This window comes from Nocardiopsis oceani (assembly GCF_054777395.1).
Genome location: NZ_BAAHAR010000008.1, coordinates 50,258 through 68,023, shown reverse-complemented (window position 1 = coordinate 68,023; position 17,766 = coordinate 50,258). Strand labels below are relative to the sequence as shown.

The 17,766-nt window shown below is 70.2% G+C and carries 13 protein-coding genes; 3 read left to right on the top strand and 10 right to left on the bottom strand.

The genetic code is table 11. The features are described from left to right. Positions 1-99: 99 nt before the first annotated feature. The 8 genes from ACYVDG_RS06050 to ACYVDG_RS06015 all read right to left on the bottom strand — a co-directional run bounded on the left by ACYVDG_RS06050 (position 100) and on the right by ACYVDG_RS06015 (position 7,461). Positions 100-912, bottom strand: a complete 813-nt coding sequence (locus ACYVDG_RS06050) for a M23 family metallopeptidase (protein WP_460747346.1) — start codon at positions 910-912, stop codon at positions 100-102. Between the two features lie 65 nt (positions 913-977). Further along, entirely contained in the window at positions 978-2,318 is a 1,341-nt protein-coding gene (gene mgtE / locus ACYVDG_RS06045) for a magnesium transporter (RefSeq protein WP_460747344.1), read from the bottom strand. A 279-nt stretch (positions 2,319-2,597) separates the two neighbouring features. Continuing rightward, entirely contained in the window at positions 2,598-3,701 is a 1,104-nt protein-coding gene (locus tag ACYVDG_RS06040; RefSeq protein WP_460747343.1) for a PP2C family protein-serine/threonine phosphatase, read from the bottom strand. 500 nt (positions 3,702-4,201) lie between these two features. Then, positions 4,202-4,669 (bottom strand): ribose-5-phosphate isomerase, encoded by a 468-nt coding sequence (locus ACYVDG_RS06035; RefSeq protein ID WP_460747342.1) that lies wholly within the window; start codon positions 4,667-4,669, stop codon positions 4,202-4,204. Between the two features lie 98 nt (positions 4,670-4,767). Then, positions 4,768-4,914, bottom strand: a complete 147-nt coding sequence (locus ACYVDG_RS06030; protein WP_460747341.1) for a hypothetical protein — start codon at positions 4,912-4,914, stop codon at positions 4,768-4,770. A 126-nt stretch (positions 4,915-5,040) separates the two neighbouring features. Continuing rightward, positions 5,041-6,462 (bottom strand): aldehyde dehydrogenase family protein, encoded by a 1,422-nt coding sequence (locus ACYVDG_RS06025; RefSeq protein ID WP_460747340.1) that lies wholly within the window; start codon positions 6,460-6,462, stop codon positions 5,041-5,043. A gap of 123 nt (positions 6,463-6,585) precedes the next feature. Continuing rightward, positions 6,586-6,717: a hypothetical protein gene (locus ACYVDG_RS06020; protein ID WP_460747338.1), complete on the bottom strand. Its 132-nt coding sequence runs from the start codon at positions 6,715-6,717 to the stop codon at positions 6,586-6,588. A gap of 99 nt (positions 6,718-6,816) precedes the next feature. Next, positions 6,817-7,461, bottom strand: a complete 645-nt coding sequence (locus ACYVDG_RS06015; RefSeq protein WP_460747336.1) for a mycothiol-dependent nitroreductase Rv2466c family protein — start codon at positions 7,459-7,461, stop codon at positions 6,817-6,819. 209 nt (positions 7,462-7,670) lie between these two features. Here ACYVDG_RS06015 and pepN point away from each other — a divergent pair, with 209 nt between their 5' ends. Both pepN and ACYVDG_RS06005 read left to right on the top strand, forming a co-directional pair. Then, the gene (gene pepN, locus ACYVDG_RS06010) at positions 7,671-10,214 is read left to right on the top strand and encodes an aminopeptidase N (RefSeq protein ID WP_460747335.1); all 2,544 of its coding nucleotides are present in this window, start codon (positions 7,671-7,673) and stop codon (positions 10,212-10,214) included. A gap of 218 nt (positions 10,215-10,432) precedes the next feature. Beyond that, positions 10,433-12,691, top strand: coding sequence for a WD40 repeat domain-containing serine/threonine protein kinase (locus ACYVDG_RS06005; RefSeq protein WP_460747334.1), 2,259 nt, complete (start codon positions 10,433-10,435; stop codon positions 12,689-12,691). Positions 12,692-12,694: 3 nt separating this feature from the next. Here ACYVDG_RS06005 and malQ read toward each other — a convergent pair whose 3' ends face one another. Next, positions 12,695-14,731, bottom strand: coding sequence for a 4-alpha-glucanotransferase (gene malQ / locus ACYVDG_RS06000; RefSeq protein WP_460747332.1), 2,037 nt, complete (start codon positions 14,729-14,731; stop codon positions 12,695-12,697). Positions 14,732-14,929: 198 nt separating this feature from the next. On the opposite strand from malQ, the gene ACYVDG_RS05995 reads away from it, so the two are divergent. Next, complete coding sequence (locus tag ACYVDG_RS05995; RefSeq protein WP_460747331.1) at positions 14,930-16,354, top strand: MFS transporter; 1,425 nt, start codon at positions 14,930-14,932, stop codon at positions 16,352-16,354. On the opposite strand, the gene ACYVDG_RS05990 is transcribed toward ACYVDG_RS05995, so the two are convergent. Then, entirely contained in the window at positions 16,251-17,690 is a 1,440-nt protein-coding gene (locus tag ACYVDG_RS05990) for an amidase (RefSeq protein WP_460747330.1), read from the bottom strand. The two genes, ACYVDG_RS05995 and ACYVDG_RS05990, sit on opposite strands and share 104 nt — an antisense overlap. Between the last annotated feature and the right edge of the window lie 76 nt (positions 17,691-17,766).

Genomic DNA, 17,766 nt, shown 5'->3' with positions numbered 1-17,766 from the left:
GGCGAATCGATCCGAGTGCCTGGCTCTTCAACGGTGGCCTGCGGCCGTAGTGATCATTGCTGACGGGAGTGGATGGTTGCTGAGGGAACACAGAAAAGCTCACAACCCCATGATCTCAACCGGCCGCCAGGTCTCGGGGAGTCCTTCCCGTTCCGGGGCCTTGGCCCGCCAGCCGCTCCCCCACACCATGGGGATCCCAGCGGCGAACAGCGGGTGGCGCAGATCCATCAGCTGCACCCGCACCTGCGGTTCGGTGCAGGCCCCCGAACTCCCGCAGTGGGCGATCCGCTGGCCGAGCACGACCCTGTCGCCGCAGGCCACGGAGACCGACCCCCGACGCAGGTGGCCGAGGAGTACGTGGGCACCACCGATATCGATGACCACGTAGTTTCCCAGCAGGCCCGAGGGACCGCGTAGTTCGCGGAGGGTGTTCTCCAGGACGGTGCCGAGCAGCCAGAGCCAGGAGTTTCGGCTCCGGTGGTCCCGTTGGCGGTCGTACACGCGGACCACGGTCCCCTCGGCGGGCGCGTACACGGGGGCGCCGAAAGCGGGGAAGTCCTCCGGCGGCCGACTGAGCGGGCGCCAGGCGATGTCGGGGCGTGTGCCGTCCTCGGCCACGAGACCGAGCGCATGGGTCTGGCCGTAGGCGTGGGTGCCCTGGCTCGGCACACTGTCCACCGGGCTGCTCAGCGCCATCCAACGGCCGCGTACCGGCGGAGCCAGGACGCGCGGGGCACAGCGGACCGTTCCGAGGCGCAGGTTCACCGCGAGCGCCGCCACCAGCAGGGCTCCGCCGACCCACCAGGACAGGCCGAGGTAGCCGGCGAAGAGGGCGGCCATCGCCAGCCACATCAACGGCATGCGAACCCTGGCGAGGAGGACGGGCAGACGGCGCGGAGCGGAGGAGGGCATCCACCATTTTGACACCGTCTCCTCCGCTCCGCGTCACCACCGCTCCGTGCTCTCGGAGGGCGGGGTTAGATGCCGAGGACCATCCGGGCGATGGAGAAGTAGATCAGCAGACCCGTGGCATCCACCAGAGTCGCGACCATCGGCGCCGAGACCACCGCCGGGTCCACCCCCACCTTGCGGGCCAACAGCGGCATCGCCGAACCGATCACCGCCGCCCAGGTACAGATCGCGATCACCGACAAGGAGACCACCACCGCTATATCGAAGCCCACCAGCACCGACCCGATCAACAGCGCCACCCCGGCGAGCACCACCCCCAACAGCAACCCGACCCGGCTCTCCTTCCACAACACCGAAGGCAGGTCCCGGATCCGCACCTCACCGACCGCCAGCGCACGCACGATCGCCGTCGCCGACTGGGCACCGACGTTACCGCCGGTCCCGATGAGCATCGGGATGAACATCGCCAACGCGGTGACCTGCTCCAGAGTGGCCTCATAGACCTGCATGACGTTGACCGTCAAAGTCGCCGCGACGATCAGCAGCAACAACCACACCACGCGGGCGCTGACCAGCCGGAACACCCCGACCGTCACGTAGTGGTCGCCGACCGGGCTGGCACCGGACTGGCGGGCCATGTCCTCGGAGTCGGCCGCCTCGATGACCTCCAGGGCGTCGTCGAAGGTGAACACGCCCACGAAGCGGTCCTCGGAGTCCACCACCGGCAGGGCGACCAGGTTGGCCTCCTGGATGAGTCGGGCGGCGTCCTCGACCGGTTCGCTGACCCCGGCCCGCGGGGCGAACACGTCCACCAGGTCCTTGAGGAGCCGGCCGTCGTCGCTGATCACCAGGTCGCTCAGGGTGATGGTGCCGACCAGGCGGCGGCCGTCGCTGACCACCGGCAGGGTGTAGATGGTCTCGGCGTCGGCCCCTTTGGCGCGCACCACCTCCAAGGCGCGGCCCACGGTCAGGTCCCGGTGCAAGATGACCGTCTCGGGGGTCATGTAGCGGCCGACCGAGTCCTCGGGGTAGCCCAGGAGCGAGGCGGTCATCTTGCGCTCGGCGGGGCTGAGCCCGGCCAGGGCCCGGGTGGCGATCTTGGCGGGCGCCTCCCCGATCAGCCGGGCCCGGTCGTCGGGGTCCATCTCCTCGAGCAGGTCGTGGAAGTCGGTGCGGCGCAGTTCCAGCAGGATGGCCTGCTGCTGGCTGGGGTCCAGTTCCTCGAAGACTTCCAGTTCCCGGTCCTTGTCCAGGAGCCGGAAGGGGATGATCGCCTCACGACTGGATATGCGCGCGAATTCGTCGGCGATCTCGTGGGGCCGGTGTTCGGCCAACCAGATCCTGATCCCGGTCAGGTCGTTGTTCTCGACCAGGTCGGTGAGTTCGTCAGCGCGCTCGCCGTCCATGCGAAGCACCCCCTTGGTCCTCAGGGCCCGGCGGGCACACCCGCGGGGCCGGGAAAGCTGGGAAGTCCAGGGCCGGTCAACAGCCCGGTCCCGGCCCCTCGCCACTGGTGTGATGGGCCGTGCGGCGTCGGCGCCCGGGGGCGAAGAGGGCGGACACGGCGATCCGGGGACGTGTACGAAGACCTCGTACCGGGGTCGGGGAACATTCCGACCCTACCGCCAGGAAGAGTGCTCGTGTCGCACCCCCGCGTCAGGAGGCGGGGCGGAATGCCGACCGCATCAGGTGCGCCAGAGGACCACGAGTGCGCAGTCGTCGTTCTTGTCCTTGCTGAGTGTGTCCACCACCTCGCCCGCACCGGTGGCGAAGCCCTGGGTGACCAGGGTGTCGGCGGCACCCAGGAGGCGGTCGATCCCCTCGTCCAGGTCCTCTCCGGGTGTCTCGATGAGGCCGTCGGTGCACAGCATGATCGCGTCGCCTGGGCGGAGCTTGCCCTCCACTGAGGCGTAGGTCATCTCGGGGATGACCCCCAGGACCACGCCCTTGGCCTCGGTGGTGCTCCACACCCCGGTGCCGCCGTCGTAGTGCAGGGCGGGAGGGTGGCCGGCCGAGGCGACCTGGTAGGCGCCGGTGTCGGTGTCCACGCTCAGGTGCACGGCGGTCACGAAGCCCTCTCCGCCGCTGTTGCGCATCAGGTAGTCGTTGCAGTGGGCGAGGAAGTCCCGGGCCGGAACCGCGCCGATCAGGCCGCTGAAGGCGCCGGAGAGCATGAGGGCGCGGGTTCCGGCGTCCACGCCCTTGCCGGAGACGTCCACAACCGCGATGTCGAGCCGGTTCTCCCGCCGGATGGAGACGACGAAGTCACCACCGAAGGACGAGCCGCCCGCCTGGCGCAGGACCGCGGTGCGCCCCCACCCGGACGGGACCTCGGGCATCCTGCCCTGGTGCCGCAGGCGGTCGCGCAGGTCCAACAGCATCATCTCACCGCTCAGGCCCTGCACGCCGAGCCGTTCACGTACCCCGGACAGCAGGTACGACAGGACGGCGGTCACACCGATGGTGACCAGAAGTCCCGGTCCCACCTGGCCGAAGTCGAGCATGGAGGCCACGAACACCAGGACCGCGGCTACCACGCCGAGCAGGAAGGCGAGGCTCTTGCGTTTGAGGAGCAGCCCCCCGGCCAGGACGGTGAGGATGGTGGAACTGGGCGGGAACCAGCCCGCTGGGCCCCAGACGGCGCCGATCCCGATACCCACGGCGATGACGACGAGGGTGATGAGGACGAGTCGGTAGCGGAAGAGCACCTTGCGCCGGAGCACCGCGACAAGCCGCTGCGTGGTGGATCGCAGCAGCCGGGTGGTCTTGGCGGTCGGTGTGGCGTTCATTGATCCTCTGGCTCGGCACACCCGCTCACCCGCGGGGGTCACTCCTGGTCGTTGTGCGGCACACCGGTGCGGTCACGGTCACGGTCGCGCCGGGGCCGGTCTGCGTCGGCGGGCTGGGGCGGTGCGGGGGACACGCGCCCGGATCGTGGTGGCTGGTTACGCCCGAAGGCGGGCACCGCTGTGTCGCGGACAACGATGGCCCGCCGCTGTGCACGAACTGTAGCGCTTGCGGTGCGGCCGTAGCACGTGCAACCAGGGGTGTTCCACCCCGTAAACCCGGGTTTGGGTTCCGCCTAAACCCGGGGGCTAGGGGTAGGACAGGCGGAGGTCGCGGCGGGTCCTGTGCGAGAACAGGATCCCACAGCCCTGCCGGGCGGGAACAGAGCCTCTGAGGGCGTGCCGTGGCTCCGCCCGCCGTTGGCCGCGCCCGGGCACACGAACGCCCCCGTGCGACCTGCGCACGGGGGCGGACACATGGCCCCGTCCAAGGACGGGCGGGGTTACGGAAGCGGGGGAAGCTCGCCGGTCTCCTCGTAGTCGCTGAGCATGGCGATCCGGCGAGTGTGCCGGTCCTCGTCGCTGTACGGCGTGGCGAGGAAGAGCTCGACGAACCGGGTGGACTCCTCCAGGGAGTGCATCCGGCCGCCGATGCTGAGCACGTTGGCGTCGTTGTGCTCACGCGCCAGCTTGGCGGTGTCCTCACTCCAGGCCAGGGCTGAGCGGATGCCCTTGACCTTGTTGGCCGCGATCTGCTCGCCGTTGCCGGAACCGCCGATCACGATGCCCAGGGAACCCGGGTCCTTGGCGACGCCCTCTGCGGCGCGCAGGACGAAGGGAGGGTAGTCGTCGACCGCGTCGTAGACGGCCGGTCCGGCGTCGACGACCTCGTGGCCCTGCCCCTTCAGCCAGGAGACAAGGTGTTCTTTGAGCTCGAAGCCCGCATGATCTGATCCAAGGTAAACACGCACGTCACCAGTGTGACAGCTCCCTGTCGCGCGCAACGCCGCGCCCCGCCTGGTTGGGGACCGGGCGGGGCGCGGCGTTCGTCGTGCGGGATCCGGCTGGCTCAGGCGCCAGCGGCCGCGGCCGCGACGCTCAGGCCGAGGGCGGCGAAGCCGGCCATCGAGAGGATCGCGATCAGGTTGTACACGAAGATGGCCTTCAGGTCCTTTCCGAGAGGACCAGCCTTGGAGACCGCGGGCTTGTTGCTCAACTCACACCTCGATTGGGTTCGACCAGAGGATGACCAGTCGGAATTTTTCCACACCACACAACGCGCACGTCACCGGGGGTGATTCCCGGCGAGTGCGGAATCAGGATGTGACTCCGACCACAGGCGTCACATCTGCACGGCCTTGACCTCGCAGAACTCCTCCAAGCCCGGCAGCCCCCACTCGCGCCCGTTGCCGGAACGCTTGTACCCGCCGAAGGGCGCTCGGGGGTTCATCGCCCCACCGTTGAGCTCGACCTGGCCGGCCCGCAGGCGGCGGGCGACAGCCAGTCCCTCCTCGGGCTCGCCGGACCACACAGCGGCGTTGAGCCCGTAGACGGTGTCGTTGGCGATTTCGACCGCATCCTCGACCGTGTCGTAGGGGATGAGGGCGATCACGGGGCCGAAGATCTCCTCCTGGGCGATGCGCATGTCGTTGCGCACGTCGGCGAAGACCGTCGGGCGGACGTAGAAACCGCTCTCCTGGCCCTCGACCGGCTCGGAGCCGCCGACGACCAGGCGGGCCCCTTCCTCCACCCCGAGGTCCACGTAGGAGCGGACCTTGTCGCGCTGGGCGGCGGACACCAGCGGGCCCATCCTCGTTCCCTCGTCCGCGGGATCGCCCGGAACGTACTTGGCGGCGGAGGCCGCGGCCAGTTCCACGGCCTCGTCGTAGGAGTCGCGCTGCACGAGCATCCGGGTGAGCGCGTTGCAGCTCTGCCCGGTGTTGCGCATGACGTCGGCGACGCCGCGCTTGACCGCCTTGGTGAGGTCCGCGCCGGGCAGGACCACGTTGGGCGACTTACCGCCCAGCTCCAGCGCGACCTTCTTGACCGTTTCGGCCGCGACCTGGGACACCCGGGTGCCGGCGCGGGTGGAGCCGGTGAAGGAGACCATGTCGACCTTCGGGTGGGCCGCGATCGCCTCCCCCACGACGGGCCCGGTACCGGAGACCAGGTTGAACACACCGGCGGGTAGCCCGGCCTCGTCGAACACCTCGGCCAGGGCGTAGGCGCTCAGCGGGGCGACCTCGCTCGGTTTGAGGACGACCGTGTTGCCCGCGAGCAGCGCGGGGACGACCTTGAGGACGATCTGGTGCAGCGGGTAGTTCCACGGGGTGATGGCGCCGACCACGCCGATCGGTTCGTGCACGACGAGGGAGTTGCCGACCTGCTCCCCGTTGAAGTAGCGCTCCCCGTGCTCCTCGACCAGGTCGATGTAGGTGCGGAACATGAGGGAGGGGAGCCCCGCCTGCACCTTGGTGGCGAAGGTCGCGGGCGCGCCCATGTCACGGGTGAGTTCGGTGGCGATGTGGCCGAGGCGGGCGTCGAACAGCTCCAGCGCCTTGGCCAGGTGCGTGACCCGCTGTCCCGGCGTGAGCGCGGACCAGGCGGGGAGGGCGGCGGCCGCGGCTTCGACCGCGGCGTCGACGTCGCGGGTGGATCCGGCCGGAACGGTGTCGATGACCTGCTCGGTCGCCGGGTTGACCACGTCCAGGGCCTCTTCTGAGGCGGAGTCGCGCCAGGCGCCGTCGATGTAGAGGGATCGCATGGATCCACTGTCTCAGAACGCGATTCTGGTTGACCAGTGCGGGAGGTGCCCCAGTGGGCGCACCGGTGCTTTCACCGATGACCGGACAACGCGGAGGTACGGCAGCCAGCCCCAGGGGACGGGTCAGTCCCAGTGCGGGGGGCGTTCGGCGATGAGGCGGGCCGTGGAGTCGTCCTCACCGTCCCCCCAGCCTTCGGCCCGCTCGTCGCGGGTGGTGTCCGGGAAGAGCTCGGAGTCGTCGTCGGGTCCGGGCATGGGCCTTCCTCCCTGTAGTGCTGACAAGCCTTACCTCAACTCTATGAGGGCTGCCCGGGCGGCCGGCCGACCGCCCCGGGCAGCCCAAAAGGGGAGGAATCAGTCGAAGGCGGGTGCGCGCGTGCGGGTGCGCTTCAGCTCGAAGAAACCGTCGGTTCCGGCGACCAGGCGCACGCCGTCCCACAGCTTCCCGGCGTCCTCTCCGCGCGGGGCGGGGGTGACGACCGGGCCGAAGAACGAGACGCCCTCCACCTGGATGACGGGGGTGCCCACGTCCTCGCCGACCAGCTTCATCGCCTCACTGTGCGAGGCCCGCAGCGCCTCGTCGTATTCGGTGGAGTCCGCCGCCTCGGCGAGGTCGGCGGGCAGGTCGACATCGGCCAGCGCTGCACTGACGGTGTCCAGGGTGCGCGGCTCGCCGTTGTTGTGGAAGCGGGTGCCCAGAGCGGTGTAGAGGCCATCGAGGACCTCGGGCCCGAAGCGCTGTTCGGCGGCCACGCACACGCGCACCGCCCGCCAGGAGCGGGCGATCGACTCCTTGTACTCCTCGGGCAGGTCCCGGCCCTCGTTGAGCACGCCCAGGCTCATCACGCGCCACCGCACCCGCACCGGACGGACCCGCTCCACCTCCACGAGCCAGCGCGAGGTGATCCATGCCCAAGGGCAGGCGGGGTCGAACCACATGTCGGCGTAGGCGGTCTCCCCGCCAGCCTCACCAGCCCGCTGTCCCGCGGTCTGAGTCATCGCTGCTCCTCTGTCTGGACGGTCGAATATCTCGCCGTAGAGCCCCAACCACGGGAATCGGTTGCGCATTCCACCCCCGCGCGTGACAGGATCGATGCCGACGAGAAGACGACCTCCGGCCCGACGATGCCCACCCCAGTCGGCAGGCTCGCCGTGGTCGGCAACAATTTTCCGGCCGGCGACGATGGCGGCCGTGGAGGGAGCGTGGCGTGGCAGGGAACCTGACACGGGACGAGGCTCGGGAGCGGGCGCGCATTCTCAGCGTCGACTCCTACGCTGTGGAACTGGACCTGACCACGGGTGACGAGACCTTCCGGTCCACCACTCAGGTCCGTTTCTCCAGCAAGGAGACGGGCGCCCGGAGCTTCATCGACCTGGTCGCGCCCTCCATCAGGAGCGCCGTGCTCAACGGCCGCGAGCTGGACGTGGCGGAGCTGTTCGACGGAGAGCGGCTCGCTCTGCCCGATCTGGCGGCCGAGAACGAGCTGACGGTCGTCGCCGACGCCGCCTATATGCGCACCGGCGAAGGCCTCCACCGGTTCGTGGACCCGGTCGACGACTCGGTGTACCTCTACAGCCAGTTCGAGACGGCCGACGCGCACCGCATGTTCACGTGCTTCGACCAGCCGGACCTGAAGGCCGCGTTCGAACTGACCGTCTTCGCTCCCCCGTCGTGGGAGATCGTGTCCAACAGCGCCCCGGACGTGGAGCGCGAGGCCGCGGGCGACGAGCGGGTGCGCTGGCACTTCCCCGCCACCGAGGTGATGTCCACCTACATCACCGCCCTGATCGCCGGCCCGTACCACGTGGTCCGAGACGAGCACGACGGCATCCCGCTGGGCCTGTACTGCCGCGCCTCGCTCGCCGAACACCTGGACTCCGACGCCCTGTTCGAGGTCACCAAGCAGGGCTTCGACTTCTTCCACGGCCTGTTCGACCTTCGCTACCCGTTCGGCAAGTACGACCAGCTCTTCGTGCCCGAGTTCAACGCGGGCGCGATGGAGAACGCCGGCGCGGTCACGTTCCTGGAGGACTACGTCTTCCGCTCCCGCGTCACCGACGCCCGCTACGAGGTCCGCGCCGAGACGATCCTCCACGAGATGGCGCACATGTGGTTCGGCGACCTGGTCACCATGCGCTGGTGGGACGACCTGTGGCTGAACGAGTCGTTCGCGACCTACGCCAGCGTGTACTGCATGGTCAACGCCACCAAGTGGACCGATGCCTGGACGACCTTCGCCAACGTGGAAAAGGCCTGGGCGCTGCGCCAGGACCAGCTGCCCTCCACCCACCCGATCGCCGCCGACATGGTCGACATCCAGGCGGTCGAGGTGAACTTCGACGGCATCACCTACGCCAAGGGCGCCTCAGTGCTCAAGCAGCTGGCGGCGTACGTGGGTGTGGACGCCTTCTTCGCGGGTGTGCGCGCCTACTTCAAGGAGAACGCGTTCGGCAACACCGAGCTGAAAGACCTCCTCAAGCACCTGGAGGCCGCCTCCGGCCGCGACCTGTCCGGCTGGTCACGCGAGTGGCTGGAGACCACCGGCGTCAACACCATGCGCCCCGAATTCGAGGTCGACGCGGACGGCAACTTCACGTCCTTCGCCGTGTTGCAGGAGGCCGACCCGGAGCACCCGACGCTGCGCTCGCACCGCTTGGCCGTGGGCCTGTACGACCGCACCGAGGACGGCATCGTGCGCCGCGAGCGCGTGGAACTGGACGTCAGCGGGGCGCGCACCGAGGTCGCCGAGCTGGTCGGCAAGGCACAGCCGGACCTGGTACTCATCAACGACGACGACCTCACCTTCACCAAGATCCGTCTGGACGAGCGCTCGCTGCGCACCGTGGTGGACAGTGCCGGTGAGATCCGCGAGTCCCTGCCGCGTGCCCTGGCCTTCAGCTCCGCCTGGGACATGACCCGCGACGGCGAGATGGCCGCCCGCGACTACGTCGCCCTGGTGATCTCCGGGATCAGCGGCGTGGACGACGTCACGGTCGCCCAGACCCTGCTCCGCCAAGCTTCGGGCGCGCTGTACAACTACGCGGACCCGGCGTGGCGCCCGTTCGGATTCGAGAAGCTGGCCGACCGGCTGCGCGACCTGCTGTCCGCCGCCGAGCCCGGCGGCGATCTGCAGCTGGCCTACATCAACGCGCTGGCGGGCGCAGCCGTGAGCGACGCCCACCTGTCGCTGCTGCGCGGCCTGCTGGACGGCGCTCTCACCGTGGACGGTCTGACCGTCGACACCGACCTGCGCTGGACGCTGCTTCGCCGCCTGGTCGCCGCCGGCGAGGCCGGAGAGGCGGAGATCGCCGCCGAGGTGGCGGCCGACCCGACCGCCACCGGTCAGCGCAACGCCGCCGGGGCCCGGGCCGCGATCCCCACCCCCGAGGCCAAGGAGACCGCCTGGAACCGGATCGTGGGCGGGGACCTCGCCAACGCCGAGTTCCGCGCGACCCTGCTGGGCTTCTCCGAGCCGAGCCAGGCCGAGCTGTACCGGCCCTATCTGGACCGGTACTTCGACCAGCTCGCCCCGGCCTGGGACAAGTGGACCGGTGAGTTCGCACAGACCTTCGCCGAGGTCATGTACCCGAGCCAGCTGGTGGAGGATGCGACGCTGGAGCGCACCGACTCCTACATCGCCGAGAACTCCCCGGCTCCGGCGCTCCGCCGCCTGCTGATCGAGGGCCGGGCCGGGGTGGAGCGCGCCCTGCGCGCCCGAGCTACGGACATCGCCGCCGGTCAGAACGGCTGATCGTTGGCCTGACGCGGCGCTTTCGGGGCGCTGCGCCTTGGACGGCCCCGGGGGGCGGGTGTTCACCCTCCGGGGCCGTTCTCCTGCTCGGGGAGCGCCCTCGGGTACCGTTCCCGGTCACCGATGCGTGCTGTCCGGTAGCGGCCCTCCCCTGGTATGCGGGGCATCCGCCGCCGATACTGGGAAGGCGGGGGCGGCGTGAGAGAACGGGTATTGCGGTGCTGCCCCTGTCGTCCGAAGACCCGGAGTACATAGGCCCCCACAGGCTCACCCACCGGTTGGGCGCTGGCGGGATGGGGCAGGTCTACCTCGCCGAGAGCCCCGGTGGTTTCCGGGTCGTGGTGAAGACGATCCTGCCCCAGCACGCCGAGCGGTGGCTGCACCGCGGCCGGTTCGTGCGCGAGGTGGAGGCGGCCCGGCAGGTCGGCGGGTTCCACACCGCGCCGGTCGTCGGCGCGGACCCTTGGGCGGAGCGGCCATGGGTGGCCACCTCATACGTTCCAGGGCCGAACCTGGCCGAGGCCGTGCGCGAGCACGGCGGGTGGGGTGGCTCCGGGCAGGGAGCCCCGGGGTTGTGGGAGCTGGTAGCCGGGCTCGCGGAAGGGCTCAGCGCGATACACCGGCAGGGTCTCGTGCACCGCGACCTCAAGCCCGCCAACGTCATCCTGACCGCTGACCGGCCGCTGGTCATCGACTTCGGGCTGGCCCGGTTCCCGCACGGCGGAACGCTGACGGCGCAGGGAAGCATCGCCGGGACGATCCCGTACATGTCTCCCGAGCAGACCCGAGCCGCGCCCGTCGGACAAGCATCGGACCTGTTCTCCCTGGGCACCGTGATCGTGTTTGCCACGACCGGGAGCAACCCTTTCCGGGGCCGCAACCACGAGGAGACCATGTGGCGGATCCGCACCCTGGAGCCGGGTTTGGGCACGGTTCCCGAAGGCGTGCGGGCGCTGGTCCGGGAATGCTGGCGCAAGGACCCACGGCGGCGCCCTTCGGCGCAGTGGGTTCTGGAGCAGGTGCTCCAGCACCTCGGCGGGCAGGGCCCGGGTGCGGCGTGGCCGCCCGCTCACCTTCCCGCGTTGCCCCCGGTACAGCCCGGGGCACATGAAGCACAGTCCGGGGCACAGGCGGGCCCTGGGAACGGCTCGGAAGACTGGACGCTGGATTCCGACATCCCCGCTGACCAGCACGGCACCTCGGCTGAGCGGGAAGGCATCCCCGCTGAGCAGGACTCGGAGCAGGGCCGGGGCCGGGCACACCGGCAGCCCTTCGGTTCGCTCCGGCTCGCGTTGAACGCGCTGGCCGCCACCATCGTGGTGTTCCTGGGGCTCATGGCAACGCCGCCGTCCCCGCCGCAGCCCTCACCGGAGACGAACCCCGGCCCCGACACCGCATCCGGCGCCCAGAGGACCGTGGACCTCCTGGCGGCGGAGCCGGAACCGCGGGTGTGGGAGACCAACGCGGAGTCGATGGCGTTCTCGGGTGACACCCTCCTCGCCATGGAGGTCGGCGGACACATGCTGGCGGCGTCCCCCAGCGATTCCGGCGAGTGGCGTTCGGGCCCGGTACTCCGCGACGTCAACCCGGACCACTACCTGGCCTTCTTCACCGGTGTCCTGAGCACCGATGGCACCCTGGCCGCCGCGACCTGGCACAACAACCTAGCAGTATGGGACCTGGAGTCCGGCACAGAGGAGTACCTGCTCGAAGACGCGGACGAGCTGCTGCACCGTGTCGCCCTCTCCCCCGACGGAGACCTGCTCGTGGCGGCCGGCAACGGGGGCACCGCCTATATGTGGGAGACCGGATCCTGGTCCGAGTTGGACGGGCCGGACGAAGCGGACCGGTACCACAGCGCCGCGTTCACCCCCGACGGGGCATGGCTGGTCATGACCGGCGCGTTCGACGGGGAGGACGGCGAAGCACAGGCGGCGGTGATCCTGTGGGACACCGGCGGGCGCGAGACGGTCCACGAACTGCACGCCTCCGCTGAGACCATCGTGAGTCCGCACCCGGCCCCGGGAGGGCAGCACGTGGTGACCTCCGGAACCGCCGCCAACCGGATCTGGGACCTGCATGAATCGAGCGTGCGGGAGCTGGGGCCGACCTCCGTCGCGGGGCGGGGCGCGGTAGCGGTGTCCCCCGCCGGCTCCTTCGCCGTGGTCTCCGCACAGGAGGACCTGGTACAGATCCGCTCACTCCCCGGCGGGGAACCAGTGACCGAGCCCCTCGTGCACGAGGCGTCCGTGCAGGCAGTGGCGGTGAGCCCGGACGAGAGTGCCGTGGCCACAGGCGACCACGACGGCACGGTCCGGCTGTGGGACACCTCCGACTGGACGGAAACGGCGGTACTCGAAGGCCACACCGAGCAGCTGCACACGTTGGAGTTCGGAACCGACGGCGCGTCGCTGGCGGGTGCTTCCGGCGGGAAGGGCACGCCGGGAGGAAAGGTGACCGTGTGGACGGCCACCTGAAGGCTAGGTGTTCCGGTTCTGGCCGCCGAGCGGGCCCAGGGTCCGGCGGATCCGGGCGACCATGCGGGGATCCGCCAGTAGTTCGTCCACCAGTACGGGTTCGCCCTCGCCGCTGGTGAGCGGTATCCGCCAGTTCGGATATTCGGTACTGGTTCCCGGTTGGTTCTGCATGCGCCGGTCCCCCACCATGTCGGTGAGTGCGACCCCGAGCATCCTCGCCGGGGTCGCCGCCAGGAAGGCGTGCATCGCCGACACGACGGAGGCGGGGTCACCCACCGGGTCCGCGTCCTCTTCCAGCAGCCCCAGGTACACCAGGAGCGCGCACCACTGGGCCACTTGGGCCTCGACATCGGCCAGTTCCTCATCCGGTGAACGGCTGAGCAGGCCCAAGCGGTCCCGGAGGTCGACGTGCTCCCCGGACAGGTACGACGCCACCGGCGGTAGGTCGTGGGTGGCCACCGTGGCCAGGCAGTCCCTGCGCCACTGGTCGGGGCGGAGCGGGTCACCGTCCTCGTCGTTCTCGAACCACAGCACGGACGTTCCGAGGATGCCCCGGTCGGCCAAGTGGCCGCGGACCCACGGCTCCACGGTGCCCAAGTCCTCGCCGACGATCACCGCGTCGGCGCGGTGGGCGGCCAGCGCCAGCGTTCCGACCATGCCCTCGTGGTCGTAGCGCAGGTAGGTGCCCTGGTCGGCGGAGGCGCCCTCGGGCACGCACCACAGCCGGAACATACCCATGACATGGTCCATCCGCAGGCCGCCCGCGTGCCGCAGGTTGTGGGACAGGATCTGGTGGAGCGGACCGTAGCCGAGCTGGGCCAGACGGGTCGGGTTCCACGGGGGCTGCCCCCAGTCCTGGCCGCGCGGGTTGAACTCGTCCGGCGGGGCACCCACGTGCAGGCCGGGCACGAGCGCGTCCCCGAACATCCACGCGTCCGCGCCGCCCGCCTGCACACCGATCGCGAGGTCGTGCACGATACCGACGCCCATGCCGCTGTTGAGGGCGCTCTCCTGGGACTGGCCGAGCTGTGCGTCGAGGATCCATTGGAGCCAACGGTGGAACTCCACGCGCGGCCACAGTTTCAAGGCTTCCTCGCCCACCGTCCGGGCACCGACGTCGCGCAGGCGCGCGGGCCAGCTGCGGAAGTCGGGCCCGTACTCCTCGGCCAGGGCAGACCACGTCGCGAACTCGACCAGGGGCTGGCCCTCGCGGTCCAGGAAGGAGTGGAGCTCCGCCTCCCGGGCGGGTGCGCGGGGCACCGTGAAGAGGATCTCAAGGGCGGTGCGCTTGGCCTCCCAGACGGCGTCACGATCGAGGAGGTCGGCGGTGCGGCCGCGCTCGCGGAGCGGCCGGGCCAGGCGTTGGATCCCCTCGCGTTGGGCCGGGTCGAGGCGCGCGTACTCGGGCACGTCCTCCACTCGGATGTAGAGCGGGCTGGAGTAGCGGCGGCTCACCGGAAGGTACGGGGACGGCTCGACGGGCGTGAGCGGCTCGGTCGCATGCACCGGGTTGATCAGGGCGAAGTCGGCGCCCAGGTCGCGGGCGCTCCATTCGGCGAGTTCCGCGAGATCGCGAAGGTCACCGGTCCCCCACGAGGCGCGGGAGCGCACGCTGTAGATCTGGGTCATCAGGCCCCACAGGCGCGGGTGGTCGCGCAGGGCCGTGGGCTCGATCCGGTCGGGGACCACCAAGAGCGGGGCGTCGTGCTCGGCGCCGTTGTCGGTCACCCGCAGCGTGTGCACCCCAAGCGGCAGCCCGGGGTCGAAGGGCAACAGGGATCTGTCGGCGGTCTCCACGGCGCTCCGGGCCCCCGCCGGCAACACCAGATCAGGTGCCTTGCCCTCGCGGACCACCACCGCGGGCGGCAACAGTCCCCGCCCCGGCCTGGCTCTGTCGGGATCTTTCGGATCCACCCCCAAAGCGGACAGAACATGGTGGATCGTGTCCGGGCTGACGGGCACCTGTCGTCCCCGCCAGTCCTCGTAGGTGGTCGCGATCCCGTACTGCTCGGCTATCCGGGCCAGCTGAACGTCCCTCACAGACACCGATCATGCCCCAAGGGGAGGCGCGTACACCGGAGGTCAGCCCGGCGTGGGGTCAGAAGATCCTCCCTTTCCTCGCGTGACATTCCCGCTGGCCACACCTGGCCTTCGACTTTCCGGAACAACCGCAGACCCCTGCCACACATGGTGATAAACACGTCGCGTAAATCCTGCACAGACCGCATAATCAGTGCTGTGTTCGCGAACTACCGGCTCCTCTTCGCCGTTCCCCATGTCCTGTCCCTGTTGAGCTGGTCCCTGGCGGCCCGGTTCTACACCCCGGGGCTGATGATCGGGGTCACCTTCCTGGTCGAGGGCTGGACGGGCTCCTACACCCTGGCCGGGCTGGTCGCGGGCGCGTTCACCCTGGGAATGGCTCTGGTGGGGCCGCTGCGCGGGCGGATGGCCGACCGTGGCAACAGTGACAAGTTGGTTCTGGTGTGCGGCGTGGTGTTCACCGTCGGCCTCACGACCCTGGCGCTGCTGCCCGCGTCACTGTGGTGGCTTTCGCTTCCGCTGGCCCTGGGCACCGGGCTCTTCGGCACCCCGGCCAACCAGATCGTGCGTGCGCTCTGGCCCCGGTTGACCAAGGGGCCTGCCCGGCAGGCGGTCTACGCGACTGAGGCCACGACCCAGGAACTGCTGTTCATCTTCTCCCCGATCCTGACCGCCGGTGTGGTCGCGATGGCGGGGCCTCGCTGGGCGCTGCTGCTTCTGGGAGTTCTGGGGCTGGTAGGAGCTGTGGGGTTCGCGCTGTCGCTGCGGCGGGCCGGGGTGACCGGCCCGGCCCCGGTGGAGGACGAGGACGCCGAAGCCGATACCGCTTCCGAGGACGGTTCCGAGAGCCGCGGGGCGACAGCCGGGGCGGGGTCGGGCAACGCTCGGAAACCGCGCCGCAGCCTGCTGTTCCACCCCGCGCTGTGTCTGGTGTTCGCGATGTGCCTGCTGATCGTCTCCGGCGTGGTCGGCATGGACCTGGTGATCGTCGCCTGGGCCAACGAGCTGAACGCGCCCCACTACGTGATGGTCCTGGCCTCGATCTGGGCGCTGGGCTCCCTGGTGGGCGGTGCGGTCGCCGGCGGGCTGAAGGGCACCCCTCGCGTGGCGCTGCGGGCCTTCGCCGCGGCGTTCGGCCTCGCGGTACTCGTCCCGTTCGTCCCGCCGATCACCCACCTGCCCACCCCACTGCTCATCACACCGCTGCTGTTCGTGTCAGGGCTGGCGCTGGCGCCGACCCTGGCCGCCGTCATGGGGCGGCTGGGCGACACCGCTCCCGCCCGGCGGCGGGCCGAGGCGTTCGGCTGGATGGCTACGGCGATGAGCACCGGCGCCGCGGTCGCCGGCCCGGTGACCGGCGCCCTGGTGGACACCAACGGGATCGCGGGCGGTGTGCTGGGTGCCACCGGGTTGGTCCTGTTGGCGGCGGTCCTGAGCCTGTTCCTGCCCCGTCCCGCCACCGCGGCGTCTGCTGTGGCCTCGGCGTCGGATCCCGCCTCGGCCTCGGCTCCCGCTTCGGTCACTCCGACCAGCCGTCGGGAACCCGGTGTGCCCACGGCCGGGCCCGCTCCAACTGGGCCGACAGGGACAGCAGAGTCCCCTCGGCACCCATCCGGCCCGTGAGCATGGAGCCGATCGGCAGACCGCTCTCCGACCAGTACAGCGGGACGTTCACCGAAGGTTGCCCGGAAACGTTGTAGAGCGAGGTGAACGGTGTGAACTCGGTCATCCGCTGGAACTCGGCTTCGGGCCCGCCCGAGTTGAAGTGCCCGATCGGTACCGGAGGCCGCGCCAGGGTGGGGCTGAGCACGGCGTCGAAGCGTGCCGTGGCCGTCAGCATCGCGCGCACCCCGCGCTGGAGGCGGGCGCTGGCCGCCACGTACTGGGGGACCGCGGTAGTGCGGGCGCGCTCGCGCAGCCAACGGTAGATCGGGGTCAGTTCGCCCTCGCTGCCCGGGGCGATGGGTGTGGCGGAGGCGACGGCCGCCCACAGGTGCTGGAAATCCCCCGCGAAAGCGCCCCCGAAGGCGGTGTCGGCGGGGTTCTCGATCTCCTCGACCTCGTGTCCCAGGTCCCGGAGCAGCTCAGTGGCCCTGTCGTGGGCGTCGAGCACGTCGGGGTGGACCTCGATGCCGGCGGAACCGGTGTCGGCGTAGCGGGCGATCCGCAGCTTGCCGGGTTCACGGCGGACATGGTCGGCGAAGGTCTCGCCGGGCGGCAGCGGCGGTGCGGAGTAGAGGTCGCCCGGCATGTTGAAGGCCATGGCGTCCAGGAGCAGGGCGGCGTCGAGCACCGACCGGGTCATCGGGCCCGCCGTGGACAGGCCCGCCAGGTCGGCGCGGTCTGGGCCGCCGGAGATCCGGCCCCGGGTGGGTTTGAGGCCGAACAGGCCGCAGGTGCTGGCGGGGATACGGATGGACCCGCCCCCGTCGCTGGCCTGGGCCACGGGGGCCAGCCCGGCGGCCACCGCGGCGGCCGCTCCCCCGCTGGAGCCGCCAGGGGACAGCCGTGTGTCCCAGGGGTTCCGGCTGGGCGGTGCGATGTCGTTCTCCGTGTAACAGGTGGCCCCGAACTCGGGGGTGTTGGTCTTTCCGAGGAAGACGGCCCCGGCGGCGCGCAGTTGGGCGACCATTCCGGAGTCGGCGGGGGCGACGAGGTCGGAGTAGACGCGTGAGCCGAAAGTGACCCGGACCCCGGCGAGCGTGTCCAGGTCCTTGATCGGCACGGGAACGCCGTGGAGGGGTGGCAGGTCGCCCGGCGTGTCGCTCATCGCGCGTTTCTGCGCGTTTCGGGCCTGATCCAGAGCCAATTCATCCGTGACCGTAATGAAGGCACCGTAACGGTCGTCCAGGCGGTGAATCCGCTCCAGATAGTGCTCAGTGATCTCAACAGGCGACAGCTCACGACTGCGGACCAACGCCGCAAGACGGTGCGCGGGAAGTTCGTGAATCCGGGTCATGCCCACCGAGGTTATCCGGGTAGGGCAACGGGAACTAGGGCGGTGGGACGGGCTTTCTCTAGAGAGGTGGCGAAAA

Bases quoted from the DNA above. Each gene is read 5' to 3' on its own strand.
- ACYVDG_RS06050 (WP_460747346.1), bottom strand. From the start codon at position 912: ATGCCCTCCTCCGCTCCGCGCCGTCTGCCCGTCCTCCTCGCCAGGGTT.
- mgtE (WP_460747344.1), bottom strand. From the start codon at position 2,318: ATGGACGGCGAGCGCGCTGACGAACTCACCGACCTGGTCGAGAACAAC.
- ACYVDG_RS06040 (WP_460747343.1), bottom strand. From the start codon at position 3,701: ATGAACGCCACACCGACCGCCAAGACCACCCGGCTGCTGCGATCCACC.
- ACYVDG_RS06025 (WP_460747340.1), bottom strand. From the start codon at position 6,462: ATGCGATCCCTCTACATCGACGGCGCCTGGCGCGACTCCGCCTCAGAA.
- ACYVDG_RS06020 (WP_460747338.1), bottom strand. From the start codon at position 6,717: ATGCCCGGACCCGACGACGACTCCGAGCTCTTCCCGGACACCACCCGC.
- ACYVDG_RS06015 (WP_460747336.1), bottom strand. From the start codon at position 7,461: ATGACTCAGACCGCGGGACAGCGGGCTGGTGAGGCTGGCGGGGAGACC.
- ACYVDG_RS05990 (WP_460747330.1), bottom strand. From the start codon at position 17,690: ATGACCCGGATTCACGAACTTCCCGCGCACCGTCTTGCGGCGTTGGTC.